Annotated in this window: 12 protein-coding genes; 7 read left to right on the forward strand and 5 right to left on the reverse strand. The window is 62.8% G+C overall.

Going from position 1 to position 12,497, the window contains the following annotated elements:
- Positions 1–18 precede the first annotated feature (18 nt).
- Genes rsmG through J3L12_RS09140 form a run of 3 tightly spaced genes read left to right on the forward strand, consistent with a single transcriptional unit; the run spans position 19 to position 2,301 of the window.
- Positions 19–741 carry a 16S rRNA (guanine(527)-N(7))-methyltransferase RsmG gene (gene rsmG, locus J3L12_RS09130; protein ID WP_208014748.1) on the forward strand — a complete coding sequence of 241 codons (723 nt, stop codon included), beginning with the start codon at positions 19–21 and terminating at the stop codon, positions 739–741.
- A gap of 8 nt (positions 742–749) precedes the next feature.
- Complete coding sequence (locus J3L12_RS09135; RefSeq protein ID WP_347708871.1) at positions 750–1,499, forward strand: ParA family protein; 750 nt, start codon at positions 750–752, stop codon at positions 1,497–1,499.
- Complete coding sequence (locus J3L12_RS09140) at positions 1,483–2,301, forward strand: ParB/RepB/Spo0J family partition protein (RefSeq protein WP_208014750.1); 819 nt, start codon at positions 1,483–1,485, stop codon at positions 2,299–2,301. The genes J3L12_RS09135 and J3L12_RS09140 overlap by 17 nt, the downstream gene beginning before the upstream one ends.
- A 95-nt stretch (positions 2,302–2,396) precedes the next feature.
- Here J3L12_RS09140 and J3L12_RS09145 read toward each other — a convergent pair whose 3' ends face one another.
- The 3 genes from J3L12_RS09145 to J3L12_RS09155 all read right to left on the reverse strand — a co-directional run bounded on the left by J3L12_RS09145 (position 2,397) and on the right by J3L12_RS09155 (position 5,765).
- Positions 2,397–4,436, reverse strand: a complete 2,040-nt coding sequence (locus J3L12_RS09145; RefSeq protein ID WP_208014751.1) for a DNA internalization-related competence protein ComEC/Rec2 — start codon at positions 4,434–4,436, stop codon at positions 2,397–2,399.
- A complete protein-coding gene (locus J3L12_RS09150) occupies positions 4,433–4,798 on the reverse strand; it encodes a ComEA family DNA-binding protein (protein ID WP_208014752.1) in 366 nt (121 codons plus the stop codon). The genes J3L12_RS09145 and J3L12_RS09150 overlap by 4 nt, the downstream gene beginning before the upstream one ends.
- Positions 4,799–4,910: 112 nt before the next feature.
- Entirely contained in the window at positions 4,911–5,765 is an 855-nt protein-coding gene (locus J3L12_RS09155; protein WP_208014753.1) for a hypothetical protein, read from the reverse strand.
- A gap of 141 nt (positions 5,766–5,906) precedes the next feature.
- On the opposite strand from J3L12_RS09155, the gene J3L12_RS09160 reads away from it, so the two are divergent.
- A complete protein-coding gene (locus J3L12_RS09160) occupies positions 5,907–6,587 on the forward strand; it encodes a glycerophosphodiester phosphodiesterase (protein ID WP_208014754.1) in 681 nt (226 codons plus the stop codon).
- Positions 6,588–6,628: 41 nt separating this feature from the next.
- The gene (locus J3L12_RS09165) at positions 6,629–6,823 is read left to right on the forward strand and encodes a hypothetical protein (protein ID WP_208014755.1); all 195 of its coding nucleotides are present in this window, start codon (positions 6,629–6,631) and stop codon (positions 6,821–6,823) included.
- Positions 6,824–7,003: 180 nt separating this feature from the next.
- Here the strand turns inward: J3L12_RS09165 and J3L12_RS09170 are convergent, their stop codons facing one another.
- Positions 7,004–8,023 carry a GntG family PLP-dependent aldolase gene (locus J3L12_RS09170; protein ID WP_208014756.1) on the reverse strand — a complete coding sequence of 340 codons (1,020 nt, stop codon included), beginning with the start codon at positions 8,021–8,023 and terminating at the stop codon, positions 7,004–7,006.
- Between the two features lie 19 nt (positions 8,024–8,042).
- Between J3L12_RS09170 and J3L12_RS09175 the strand changes: the two genes are divergently transcribed.
- Both J3L12_RS09175 and J3L12_RS09180 read left to right on the forward strand, forming a co-directional pair.
- Entirely contained in the window at positions 8,043–8,576 is a 534-nt protein-coding gene (locus tag J3L12_RS09175; protein ID WP_208014757.1) for a carboxymuconolactone decarboxylase family protein, read from the forward strand.
- A 42-nt stretch (positions 8,577–8,618) separates the two neighbouring features.
- Entirely contained in the window at positions 8,619–10,214 is a 1,596-nt protein-coding gene (locus J3L12_RS09180; protein WP_208014758.1) for an acyl-CoA dehydrogenase family protein, read from the forward strand.
- Here J3L12_RS09180 and J3L12_RS09185 read toward each other — a convergent pair.
- On the reverse strand, positions 10,211–12,226 hold the full coding sequence (locus tag J3L12_RS09185) for a molybdopterin oxidoreductase family protein (protein ID WP_208014759.1): 2,016 nt from the start codon (positions 12,224–12,226) through the stop codon (positions 10,211–10,213). The two genes, J3L12_RS09180 and J3L12_RS09185, sit on opposite strands and share 4 nt — an antisense overlap.
- Positions 12,227–12,497 lie beyond the last annotated feature (271 nt).

Consider the following 12,497-nt stretch of genomic DNA (forward strand, 5'->3'; position numbering starts at 1 on the left):
GGTTATTCTCGAGGGGTGATGACGCCCGATGGTAGGAAGCTGCTACTGGACTCGGCAATGGCGTTTGGCGTAAACCTCGAGCCGGCCCTCCCCCGTTTTGAGTTGCTCTACGAACGCCTGGTCGAGGCCAGTGCCACGACCAACCTGACCGCTATCCGGGATGAGCGGGGTATTGTCCTTAAACACTTTGTGGACTCCCTTAGCTGTTTAAAAAGTAGCAAACTCGAGGGCCCTCTGCGGGTGATTGACGTGGGAACCGGGGCTGGCTTTCCGGGACTGCCGCTCAAAATGGTTCGACCCGAGCTGGAGATGACCTTTCTGGATGCGACCCAAAAGAAAATAGCTTTCATTGAGGAGGTCTGCCGGGCGATGAACCTGGCACAGACCCACTGCATCTGGGGCCGCGCTGAAGAGTTGGGCCACAACCCTGCCCACCGCGAGACATACGACCGAGCCCTGAGCCGGGCGGTGAGCGCCCTCAACACCCTGAGCGAGCTGTGTCTGCCGCTGGTCAAGGTGGGGGGATTCATGATTGCCCAAAAAAGCCAGAGGGTAGAGGGGGAGCTCGAGCAGGCCCAGGCCGCCATACGGAAACTGGGCGGCACGGTGCAGGAAGTTATATCTTTCAAGTTGCCCGGTCTGGGGGAGCTCAGAACCCTGGTTGTCATTGAGAAAACCAGTCCCACACCCCCCGCTTATCCCCGGAGGGCAGGGGTGCCGGCTAAAAATCCGTTATCCTAGTGGGCAAGGTGAAACGCATTGGCATCGTAAATCAAAAAGGGGGGGTAGGGAAGACCACTACTGCTGTCAATCTTTCGGCCTACCTGGCTAAAGCGGGTCAGAAAGTATTGCTGGTGGATCTTGACCCCCAGGTCAACGCAACCTCTGGGGTCGGCCAGACCGTGCAGGAAGAGAATATCTACACCGTACTGGTCGGCTCCAGTGAGGTTCAGCGGGCCGTGGTCAATGTTGCCGATGGCCTGGATTTATTACCCTCGAGCCCCGATCTGGTAGGGGCTTCGGCCGAACTTATTGAGAATCCTACCCGGCTGGCTGAGGTGTTGCGGCCGCTCGAGCCCGCCTACGACCTGATCTTGCTGGATGCGCCTCCCAGCCTGGGGCCCATCACCCTCAATGTGCTCTCGGCGTCGGAGGGGCTGATTGTGCCAGTGCAGGCCGAATACTATGCACTGGAGGGTATCGCGGGCTTGATGGAGACCATTGACCAGGTGCGCTCCAGCCTCAACCCGGCTCTGCGGCTCCTGGGCGTGCTGATTACCATGTACGACCCGCGCACCCTGTTATCCCAGCAAGTCGAAAGCAATATCCGGACGAATTTGGGCGAGAAGGTCTTCTGGACGGTGATTCCGCGTAACGTCCGGCTGGCCGAGGCCCCCAGCCACGGTCAGGACATTGGGCAGTATGCCCCCACCAGCAGTGGCGCCCATGCTTACCGACGGCTGGCCGAGGAGGTGATGCGACGTGTCCAAGAAGCCTAGCGGTCTGGGCAAGGGGTTGGAGGCCCTGCTGCCCAAAACCCCGGCCTCTCTGACCAAACTGCCCCTGGCCCTGATTAAACCCAATCCCGGGCAACCCCGCCGCCTTTTCGATCCGGTGGCGCTAGATGAACTGGCAGCTTCAATCAAGGAAAAAGGCCTGTTGCAACCACTGCTGGTGCGCCCTAAAGGGGATATGTACGAGCTGGTGGCGGGGGAGCGGCGCTATAAAGCCTCTTTGATGGCCGGATTGCGCGAGGTGCCGGTGGTCATCAAGGACATTGGCGAGCGCGAGGCCCTCGAGATCGCCCTGATCGAAAACCTCCAGCGTGAAGACCTGAACCCCCTGGAGGAGGCCGAAGGGTACAAAAAGCTGGTAGATATGGGGATGACCCAGGAAGAGGTGGCCAAGGCGGTGGGGAAGGCCCGGGTCACCGTGACCAACGCCCTGCGGCTGCTGCAGTTGAGTCCAGAGATCATCAAGGCACTGGAGGAAAATAAAATTAGCGCAGGACACGCCAGAGCACTCCTGATGCTCCCCGAATCAAAACGTAACTGGGGCCTGGCGGAAGTGCTATCCAGACAGCTTAGCGTACGAGAAACCGAGAAGCTTAAGGACAAACCTACCGCCAGGGCCTATCGTTCCGGAAAGGAAGAGCCCTATGCAGATATTGCTCGCCACCTTTCACAGCGACTGGGCACCAAGGTTCGCTTTACCCAGCTTAAGCGGGGCAAGATCGAAATCAGCTATCACTCCGAAGAAGAGCTAAGCGCTATCCTACAAGCACTGGGGTATGAGGTCTGATACCCAATTCACCTGAACCCCTTTCCTTATCCCCTTGCCGGGGAAGGGTGAAGAGTGCTGTATGGCGTTCCGCTGCAGTAATCCAGGCTCCTCAGCTAGTGGAGCGGAATTCGGATGGCACCCTCGAGGTCGGTGCGGCGAATCTCCACACCATGTTGGCGCAACCGCTCGAGCACGGATCGGGTGGGGTGCCCATAGGGGTTGTTGCCCACCCCGATCAGGGCTACCCTGGGTCGAAAACTTTGTAGCAACTGTTCGCCGGTACTGGTATCGGAGCCGTGGTGTCCCACTTTGAGAATGTCCACTTTTTCGGCTTTCCAAAGGGCCTCAGCAGACATCGACGCATCGCCGGTAAACAGGGCTTTGCGCCCTCGGTACTCCAGCACAAACACCAGGCTGCGGTCGTTGTCCAGCGCTTCGCGGCCCTGCGGCCCCAGAAAGCGCAAGCTGGCCCCGGCCATTTCGAGCTGCGTACCGGCCCCTGCTTGTATTACCCGCACTCCGTGACGTCGGGCGGCCTGGTGCAAGGCATCGTCTAGTTCATCCCCTCGCACCCTGGGGCCGGTGACCAGTGTGCCTACCGGAAAGTTCTGCATGACCAGTGGTAAGGCTTGCACATGATCCCCGTCGGGGTGGGTGGCAATCACCAGATCCAGGTCGTCCACCCCCAGGGCGCGTAGCGCACCTTCCAGTCTGGGATAGGCCCAGTCCCGGCCCCCGTCCACCAGAATCTCCACCCTGCCCGGCAAGCGTACCAGCGTGGCATCGCCCTGGCCCACGTCGAGCTGCCAGATTTCGGCCCGTGGGAAAGCTTGCGGCAACAGCGAGACCAGAACTGTGGTCGCAGCCAGTCCGCCGGCCCGCGACCAATGGATGCGCCCATAGAGTGCGGCCAGCAAGGGCAAAATGCCCAGAAAATACAGCACAAAACCTGTGAGGCCAATCTCGCCCCAGCGCAGTTGCGGCCCGTGGGAAAGCCACCCCACCAGCCCCAGCACGAGCTGGCTAAGCCATTCCACCGGCCAGGCCAAAAATCCGCCCAGCACCAGCTTCATAAAGCCGAGCGGAACCAGCAGGTTAAGCAGCGGCAGCACCAGCAAATTGGCGATGGGGGAGACCAGCGGCAGTTGGTGGAAGTGGTGGAGCAGCAGCGGAAGGATAAAGAGTTGGGCCGCGAAGGTCACACTTACCGAGGCCCAGAGCCAGTTTTTCCACCCCTGAAGCCTGGGGAGGCGGGGCAGCGCCAGGGCCATTCCCAAAACGGCCAGGTAGGAAAGCTGGGCCGAGAGGCTGAAGATGGCATGGGGCTCGAGCAGCAGGTGAATAAAAAGCGCCAGCGAGAGGGCGGGTAACACCGCTACCTTACCCTTGCCCAAAAACAAGCCCAGCAGCACCAAACCCCCCATGATCACCGCCCGCACCAGCGAGGGTTGCGGCCCGACCAACAGCAAATACAGTAGCAGGAGGCCCAGGGTCACCAGATAGCGCCAGTGTCCTAGCCGGTACAAAGCCAGCACAAAAAAACCAGCCAGAATGGCTACGTTGAGCCCGGAAAGGGCCAGCGCGTGGGCCAGCCCGGCCCGCTGGAACTCGCCATAGGTCTCCCCCAGCTCCCGTCGCTCACCGAGGGTCATGGCTGCCGCCAAAGCCGCTGCCGGGGGGGAGAGCCCGGCCACCAGCTGCTGCCGAAACCACTGCCGGGCGTCCGGGGCCGGAGGTTCAAACCGCACCACCTGCCGGGCCTGCAAGACTGCCTGAACACCCAGACCGCGTAGCCAGGTTGCTTGATCGAATCCACCGGGGTTGCGCCGGCCCTGGGGGCGGAGCAAATGGCCCTCCAGGATGTAGTTACCATCCTGCAAACGGGGAAAATACCGCACGTAAACCCGCCCCTGGGGGGTGTGCAGGAACCCCTCTCGCAGGGTGCCCTGAAGCCGCACCCACTGCCCTACCTGCGAAGCCCAGGGGTCTTTGGACAAGCCCAGATGCAGTATCACCAGGGTGTACGCTAGCAAGCCCAACCACCGCGCCGCCTGCGGCAGCCAAAGCCCTGCAAACAAGCCCAGGAACGCCAGGGGTGTGATCTGGGTCAGGGCTCCCAGCAGCGCCCCTAGGCCCAGCGCATAAGGAATCATAAGGCGACCAGCGGCCGCAAGCGCTCCAATAACTTGGGGCCAATTCCCTTGACCCGATCTAAGTCCTCGAGCGAACGATAGGGGCGGCCCTCAATAATGCGCTGGGCGAGTGCGGGGCCAATGCCGGGCAGGCTTTCAATCTCGGCCTGGCTGGCGGTGTTGAGATTGACCCTTGCAACCCCAGGCGTAGCAGGGCCGGGTTGTAGGGCGGAGGGGGTCACGCCCGGCTGCACCAGCAAGCCCTGCGCAGTGGGGGTTCTAACCTCGGTTGGGGCGAACCGAACGGTCAGTTGGGGCCATATGCTTGCTAATCCAAGCCCAAGGACAAAGGCAATATAGGCTACGCTCAGCCAACGTTCCACAAAGCCCTAATTTAGCTCTCAAGAGGGTGAGGGCAGGGTTATTTGACAGGAGCTAGGCTGGTGAAAAAAACGTCAGGGGTCTGGTATGTGGAGAGCCTATTTTTCGTCCAAATCAGTAAGGCTCGGACAAGCGCCACTGAATCAGCGAGAGCGACAGCCCAATAGCAATCACGCCCAGCGGAACCCAGATATCACTGGTGGTGCCCATATTCACCACCAAATACCCCACCGTGACCACCGCCGTGATGAGCGCGGATACCTTAAGCAAGGCCGAGATAATCCGCTGGGTGGAGCTCAGGCTTCGAACCGGGGCGCTGGGGGCTGGTGGAACGGTGACATCCCCTCTGGACGCCGGAGCTGTGGGAACGGGGGTGGGCATGGGTTCGGCCACAGCAGGCGCGGCGGTGGGTTTGGGGGAGCCGTCATATCCCCAGATGGAGTCGCTGGGTTCGTCCGGTAGGGTTTTGGGGGGTTCGGCGATGTGGATCTGGGCTGGAGGAGCAGGTTCTGGCTCTGCAGGGGGCGTGTCCAGCGGGGTGGGGTTGGGGGGCTGGGCAATCGGTGCGCTGGGAGCGGCAACCGGTTCTTCAGATTGGGGGGGTGGAGCGGTCGGCGCTGCTGGGGCTTGCTCGACGGTTTTGGGGCGCTCAATCACCTGGGTGGGCTCAGATTTGGCTTTGAGTACGTGGCCTTTGAGCGACTCCAGAAAGAGTTTCAACTCGTCTTTCTGGAAGGCAATCGGGGCAATTTCCATCATGGTGCCCTGTTCGCCTACCACATCCACATTGCCGGTCTGTTTGTTGACGCCAATACGCTTGATGTGAGAAAGCCGCGCGCTTTGCTGGGAGCGGTCGTCCAGGTAAAACAGTTCTCGGCTGGTCAGTGCGAGAAGACCTCCAGGGCCTTCTAGCCGAGCAATAATGTCGGCCTGGGTTAGTTCTGAAAGGCGAGCTTCATATTTGCCCATAATTATCAGTTTACAACATACAGAGGACAGTCCGCTTGCATCCATCACGTAAAATCAGGCGAAGGGCAGTATAACCGTGGCTCCCAGACATGAAAGTTTTTCAAAAGAGATGAAAAACCCCGCACAGCAAGGAGTAACCCAATGACATTTTCCAGCCCTCTCCTTCTTGGTCACCGCGGCGCTCCCCGCCAGGCCAGAGAAAACACCCTCGAGTCCTTCCGGCTGGCCCTGGAAGCGGGTCTGGATGGCCTCGAGCTCGACCTGCACCGCACCCGCGATGGCGTTCTGGCGGTTTACCACGATTTCGAGCTGGATGGGCAGCCCATCGCCGAAGCGGACTGGTCGGCTTTGCAGCAGCAGGCACCCTGGATGCCCCGCCTGGAGCAGGTTTTGGAGCTGGCCGAGCAGTTTCCCCAGGCTCGGCTCAACCTCGAGCTCAAGAGCCTGCCGGGCCCCTCGGATGGCCGCGAGGTCGCGCTGGCCCAGGCCCTGCAGGCCTGGCCAGAGCGAGAACGGGCCTGGATCAGCAGCTTCGATCCCCTGGCCCTGATTCGCCTGCACCGGCTAAAGGTAGGTGTTCCGCTGGCTTTGCTGTATGCCGAGCCCGAGATGGAAGAACTGGTGCCCTGTTTGCCGGTGCTGGGCGTGCACCCTCATTTTGGCCTCCTGAACGAGGCCCGGGTGGCTGCCCTCAAGGCCCGGGGCCTGTTTGTGGCCACCTGGACGGTCAACCAAGCCGCCGCCGTGCGCGAGCTTCTGGCGTGGGGTGTGGACGGCGTCATCGGCGACCTGCCCACCGAGCTCCTGGCGGGTGGTCGCTAAATTGCACAACCCCGCTCGGCATTCTGCGCTAGGCTTGAGCCATGCAAGGGATGCGTTTAAAACTCATTGCCGCTGCCGACCCGGATATGTTCCAGGATCGGCTCAACCGCTTTGTGGAGAGCCTGCCTCAGGATGCGCTGATTGTGGATATCAAGTTTTCCACCTCGACCAGCGGTGCACAGACCATGTACGCCGCTTTGGTGCAGTACAAGTCGGTAGAGGAGTGGACGGAGTAGTACCAACCCTGCCTGGATCGTTATTTTGAAAATCGTTCCCGAATCCCCGCATCCGGCGACACCCCAGGCGCGGTTAATAACGTTTGCGACGCCATTATTTTACACTGTCGGCGGGGTATCGCCACCTTCTCCCGCAAGAGAAGGCAAGGGGTTTATACGGATTTGCTATGAGCTGCAGTGCTAGGCGATTTGCAGGGCCTGCTCGATGCGCTCGAGGGCTAGCGGGATGTCCTCGTCGTGCAGGTCGCGGTGGGTGACGAAGCGCACCCGGTTGGCGGCCATCGGATTAATCAGTACCCCCAGTTCGCGTAGGCGAAGGGCAAAGTCGGGGGCTTGCGGAACCCGGGCATACACCATATTGGTCTGCACCGCTTGCATGTCCACCTCCAGGTGCAGGCGTAGCAGCCCTTCGGCCAGGGCGCGGGCCATCTGGTGATCCCGGGCGAGGTGCTTTGGGCCCTCGGTCAGGGCGATGAGGCCCGCTGCCGCCAGCACCCCGGCCTGCCGCATCCCACCCCCCAGCATCTTGCGGTAGCGCCAGGCTTCGGCACGGAGTTCCCTGGGCATCAGAAGCAGGGAGCCCACTGGGGCCCCCAATCCTTTGGACAAACAGATCGAGACCGTACGGAAGCCCCGGGCCAACTCGATTGGGGTGGTATGCAGGGCGGTGACGGCATTGAAAAAACGCGCTCCATCGAGATGGATGGGCAGGAGGGCTTCCTGGGCGACCTGCTGGATGGCCCGCTGGGCCTCCAGGGGCACCACCGTACCCCCGGCGGTGTTGTGGGTGTTCTCCAGGGAGATAAGGCCGGTGGGGGCCTGGTGGATCGAGGTATGGATGGCGGCCCGCACCGCCTCGGGGTCGGGTACGCCGTAAGGGGCTTCCACAATCCGGATGGTTCCGCCCGCGAGCACCGCGAGTGAACCCGGCTCGTATTCATAAATGTGCGCGCCTTTGGGAGCAATCACCTCCTGGCCGCGCTTCAGGTGCAGCATCAGGGCTACCTGGTTGGTCATGGTGCCGCTGGGCATGAAGAGGGCGGCCTCGAGGCCCAGCATCTCAGCGGCCAGGGCCTCCAGGCGGTTTACGGTGGGGTCTTCGGCGTACACATCGTCGCCCACCTCGGCCTCGGCCATGGCCTTGCGCATGGCGGGAGTAGGTTTGGTTACGGTGTCGGAGCGGAGGTCAATCACGCGCATAGGCTCTATGCTACTCCGGATGGCCCGCATTCCCTACCAACCCCCCGACCTCGATGAACCCCGTTCCGCTGTGGAGGCAATCCGGCAGCGTCGCGGGGGCCGACTCCTCAACCTGGATCGGATGCTCCTGCACAGCCCGCCCCTGGCAATGGGGTGGAACAGCTTCTTGGGGGCGGTGCGAAGCGAGCTTGGCCTCTCGTCCAAGCTGCGCGAGCTGGCCATTTGTGGGGTGGCCGTATTGAACGGGGCCGAATACGAATTTCAGCACCATGCGCCGTTATTCCTGCAAGCGGGGGGTACCCCAGCCCAGCTGGCGGCCCTGCGCAACTGGGAGCAAGCCACCGAAGACGACACGCTCTTTGACCCACAGGAAAGGGCTACGCTCCGGCTCACGTTTGAGATGACCCGGAACGTGCGGGTGGACGACGAAACCTTTGCCCTGGTGAAGGCCATGTGGCCTGACCCTCGGCAGGTGGTGGAGCTGGTGGGGGTGATTGCGGCTTACAACATGGTCTCGAGGTTCCTGGTTGCCCTCGAGGTTGAGCCAGAGTGAAAGACGGGAATTCTCGAGCTACTCTTTGGGTGGAGTCTCCCTATGGAACACCAGTCCTACGCCTATGGTAAAAATCACTGGACGCTCGAGCCCGACCTGCCCCACGTCCTGAGCCGCTTCTGGAAAGGCTGGCGGGCCCACGAGACGGAGCTTCAGCGCTTCGGTGCCCTGGCCGGGGGCGAGGCCTACCGCGTGGCCGACCACGTGGACAAGGAGGCCCGCCCGGTCTTGGTGATGCACGACCTAAATGGCAACCGCATAGACCGGGTGCGGCTTTCGCCGGCTCAGGAAAGCCTGAACCGCCAACTGGCCGCCATCAACCGTGCCCCCTACCAGGGGGGAAGCTGGCACCAGCACTTTGCCCAGGGCTTCCTGCTGGCCGACCCCGGCCTCTACTGCATCCAGACCATCACCAATGCCACCGTCTACGCCATTCACAAGTACGCTCCCCAGTTTGCCGCTTGGAAAGAAGATCTCTTGAACGGGCAAGCCTTTGGCGCTACCTGGATGACCGAGGTACAGGGGGGCTCGGATCTGGGGGCCAACAGGGTTCGGGCCGTACCCGACGGGGCGGTCTGGCGGCTTTACGGCGACAAGTACTTCTCCAGTGGCGCGGGCCTTACCGACTACGCGATTGTCTCGGCCCGGCCCCAGGGGGCCCCGCCGGGCCCCAAGGGCGTGGCCTTGTTTTTGGTGCCCCGCTTGAACCGCCAAGGGGAGCTCAACTACCGGGTGCGGCGGCTCAAGGACAAGCTGGCCACCCGCGCGGTGCCCTCGGGCGAGGTGGACTTTGACCACACCGAGGCCCACCTCATCGGAAAAGCCGAGGAGGGCATTTACTACATCCTGGAAACCCTCACCCTCTCGCGGCTGGCCAACGCGGTAGGCGCACTGGGCCTGGCCCGCAAAGCCCAGCTCGAGGCCCTCTTGCGCGCCCAGCACCGCACGGCCTTCGGCAAGAAGCTGGAAGAGCACCCCCTGATCCGGCGCGACCTGACCGACCTCTCGGTGCGGATTGCGGGCGGCCTGGCCCTCACCTTCCGTGCGGTGGCGGCCTGGGAAGAGGCTTGGACGGAGACCCCCCCTTACAGCCCTCGCTACCACTACGCCCGCCTGCTGGCCCACCTGGCCAAGGCCCGCACCGCCGAGCACGGCACCTACTGCACCCAGCTCGGTATGGAACTCTTCGGTGGGGTGGGCTTCGTGGAGGACTTCGCCATCGCCCGGCTGGCCCGCGAGGCCCTGATTACCCCCATCTGGGAGGGCCCGGCCAACGTGCAGGCCCTGGACACCCTCGAAGTGCTCTTCCGCAAGGGGGCCGCAGAGCCCTTTGCGGAGGAGTTTCTGCCCAGGCTCGAGGCCATCGGCAGCGAGGAAGCCCGTCTGGCCCATTCCGCCCTGCAAGGCACCCTGGCTCGCCTGCAAAACCTCTCCCCGGAGGAAGCCCAGTGGCAGGCCAAGGACGCCCTGCGTACCTTGGCCGATGCCGCCACGGTGGCCCTCCTGTACGACCTCGGCAGCGAGCGCCATGACAGGCTCGCAGCCCTGTACGCCCGGCACTTCCTGCAAAAGGAGGAGTACCCGGCCTGGGCGATGCGGGAAAAAGAGGTCTGGGGCCTGGTTGGTGTCGCTGTTTAATCCAGCGCTTCCAGGCGCACCGGGTTGCTGTGGAAGGTGGAGCCTTGGCCCATGTCGGTGAGGTGTTCGCCGGTGAGCCAGTTGATGCCCTTGCCGTCGGGGGCCGACTGTTCCCACCAGGTGCCTTCCAGCACCACCGTGCCCTGAATGGGGGCCTCGCTCACCCGCACCCGCCGGATCACCGAGCCGTGCTGGGAGCGCACCCGCACCAGGGCTCCATCCTGTACCCCGAAAGCCGCCGCATCCTCGGGGTGCACCAGCAGATGGGGCTCGCCTCCCTCGGCCCGCACCAGGCGCTCTATGTGGCCGTAGGTGCTGTTCAGGAAGTGCTTGGCCGGGGGGGTCATCAGGATCAGGGGGAAGTCCCTTGTGGGCTCGGTCAGGATGACCTGGGGTGGGGGGTCGAACTGCACCTTGCCCGAAGGGGTGCCCGCCTTTTCCGTGAAAGGCCGGTAGTCTTTGGGGATGTTCAGCCGCACGAAGCCTTCGGCTTTCAGGCGTTCCAGCGTGATGCCCTCCAGCCAGGGATGTTCGGAGTCCAGGAGCGAACGGGCCAGGGTCTCGGCGTCCCAGTAGAGGGTGGGTTCGTCCAGGCCCAGCCTTCGCCCCAGCTCGGCGAAGACCCAGGTGTTGGGACGGGCCTCGCCCTGGGGGGGCAGGAGGGCCTCGTTCCAGGAGAGGTAGTAGTGGCCGTAGGCGGTGTAGAGGTCGGGGTGCTCCAGGAAGGTGGTGGCGGGCAGCACATAATCGGCGTAGCGGGTGGTCTCGGTGAGGGCCTGCTCGAGCACCACCGTAAAAAGATCCTCGCGCAGCAAGCCCTTCTGCACCAGGTCGGAGCGGGGGGCAATCACCGCCGGGTTGGAGTTGAAGACAAACAGGGTTCGGATGGGCGGTTCCAGGGCAGTGAGGGCCGTGCCGATCTGAGTCATGTTGACCCGGCGGGGTGAGGTGGGGCGCCGGGCTAGGAGCTGCTGGCCGCCCAGAAATTCTCGGTTGAGGGCGAAGGCCCCACTGGTACTCAGAAGGGCCCCGCCGCCTGGGTACTGCCAGGCCCCGGTGAGGGCGGGCAGGAGAATGACCGCCCGCAGAGCCGAGCCTCCGCCCGGATGCCGGGTCAGGCCGTAGCTGGTGCGGATGAAGCCGGCCCTGGCCTGGGCGAACTCGAGGGCCAGCCGCTCCACCGTAGCCGCCGGTACGCCGGTGACCGCCTCCACCCGCTCCGGTGTCCAGGCCTCGGCTACTTGCATGAAGGCCTCGAAGCCGGTGGTCACGCGGGCGATGTATGCCGCGTCGTGCAGCCCGGCTTTCACGATCACCCGGGCCATCCCGTAGGCCAGCGCCGCATCGGTTCCGGGGCGAATCTTGATGTGCTCGTCGGCAAAGCGGCTGGTGAGGTTTTCATAGGGGTCAATGTGCACGATGCGGGCCCCGTTGTGCCGGGCTTCTTTTAGGAAGGGGGTGAGGTGGGTGTGGGTGTGCAGGCTGTTGATGCCCCACAGCAGAATAAAGCGGGCCTGGGGCACCTCCTCAGGATCGGTGCCGAAGCGGTAGCCATAGGTATTCTCCCAGGCGGCCCGTCCAGCAGTGGCGCAGATGGTGGTCTCGAGTTCGCTGGCCCCCAGGGCGCGGAAGAAGGTGAGTGGGTGCTCGTACTGCATCAGGCCCATGGTGCCCGCGTAGTGATAGGGCAGCACGGCCTCTGCCCCATGCTGCTTCAGGGTGTCTTTCAGCCGGGTGGCAATATCGTCCAGGGCCGCCTCCCAGCTCACCCGCTCGAACCGGCCTTCGCCCTTCCGGCCCACCCGCTTCAAAGGGTACAGGGGCCGCAAAGGGTGGTGCTGGCGCTCAGGGTAGCGGTAGGTCTTGACGCAGGCAAAGCCCTGGGTAATGGGGTGCTGGGGGTCGCCCTCAATTTGGAGGAGGGCATTGCGGGCCTCGTCAATGGTGGCAATCAACGAGCAGGCATCGGGGCAGTCCAGGGGACAGGTGACGCGGGCTTTGCGCACATTCATGCAGACTATGCTACAGCGCTCTTCACAGACGTGGCTGCCCCTCCTGGTGGCCACCGCTCTGTCCAGGGCAAGGCTTTTTTGAAGCCGGATGATTCAAAATATTGAGATTCTCAGAAACACCTGTCTGTGTCGGTGGATTCGCCAATGGGGGGCCAGAAACTCTGCCAGCGTTGTATCATTGCAACCACTCTTTTCCTGTGCTTCCACAGCAAAACACCTGACAGGAGCGGCCGTCTTTGGGCTATGTGAAGTTTTGGCGTGCACTTTAGAT

The sequence above is a fragment of the Meiothermus sp. CFH 77666 genome, from assembly GCF_017497985.1.
GTDB lineage: Bacteria > Deinococcota > Deinococci > Deinococcales > Thermaceae > Meiothermus.